Annotated in this window: 1 rRNA gene and 1 pseudogene; one reads left to right on the top strand and one right to left on the bottom strand. The window is 49.4% G+C overall.

Annotated elements, in window-relative coordinates:
* Positions 1–109 precede the first annotated feature (109 nt).
* A 5S ribosomal RNA gene (gene rrf / locus PGS25_RS15580) occupies positions 110–226 on the top strand.
* 293 nt (positions 227–519) lie between these two features.
* Here rrf and PGS25_RS15575 read toward each other — a convergent pair.
* Positions 520–931, bottom strand: a pseudogene (locus PGS25_RS15575) (transposase); the annotation flags it as partial.

The raw sequence follows: 931 nt of genomic DNA, 5'->3' as shown, positions 1-931 counted from the left end.
CGGGAGTTCGATTCTCCCACGGGTCACCAAATTTCTTCAAGAAAGATGTTGACAGTAGGCTGATGGTATGGTATAATAACAAAGCTGCACAGGAATGTGCAACGAAATAGTAGGTGTTAATGGTGACGAGGGTACACCTGTTCCCATTCCGAACACAGTAGTTAAGCTCGTTTACGGTGACAATACTTGGCTGGCGACGGCCCGGGAAGATAACTCAACGCCTACATCTAAAGCAGCAACGAAAGTTGCTGCTTTTTGTTTTAATCATTTTTCTTGTGAGCTTGAAGTGAAGTTGGGTGTGCGTGGCAGCGTCCGTACCGGTAGGGCCTATCCCGAATTCTGTATAACCACCAAAATGCGGTGTAAAATAGAACTTATATTTCAAGGCGGGAGCGGCGTTGGCTACGCCCGCCTTGTCTACAACATAACGCCAACTAAGACGGAAGTCAAGGGGCGTCCTTATTCATTCATTGAAGCCTCGCCGGCGGCGTAGCGCCCCTTGACCTTCGAGCCGGGTTGTTAATCAGGCATCCGATCCTCGAAGTAGATTGCCAGCTGGGCATGAATCATGCTCCAGTCCTGCCGGCGGCCGGTCCACTTTTTCGTGATGTCGATCATCGCCAGATACAGCATTTTGAAAAGGCTGTCATCGGTCGGAAACACGGATTTCGACTTGGTTACCTTCCTGAGCTGACGGTTAAAGCCTTCAATCGTGTTGGTCGTATAGATCAGCCGTCGGAGCGCCTGAGGAAACTTGAAATAGGTACTGAGATTTGCCCAGTTACCCCTCCACGACTGAGAAATCTTGGGGTATTTCTTGTCCCAGTCCAGTGTTCTGCAAACGTGTCTAACGCGTCCAAAGCAGCCGATTCATCTACCGCTGCATAGATTGCTTTCAAGTCAGCCATAAGTGCCTTCAAATCCTTGTAGG

Origin of the sequence: Butyricicoccus sp. AM78-15b2TA (assembly GCF_027665985.1) — a bacterium.
Lineage (GTDB): Bacteria > Bacillota > Clostridia > Oscillospirales > Butyricicoccaceae > Agathobaculum > Agathobaculum butyriciproducens.
Note: the sequence above shows the minus strand (reverse complement) of the source record. Positions and strands in the feature narration are given on the sequence as shown.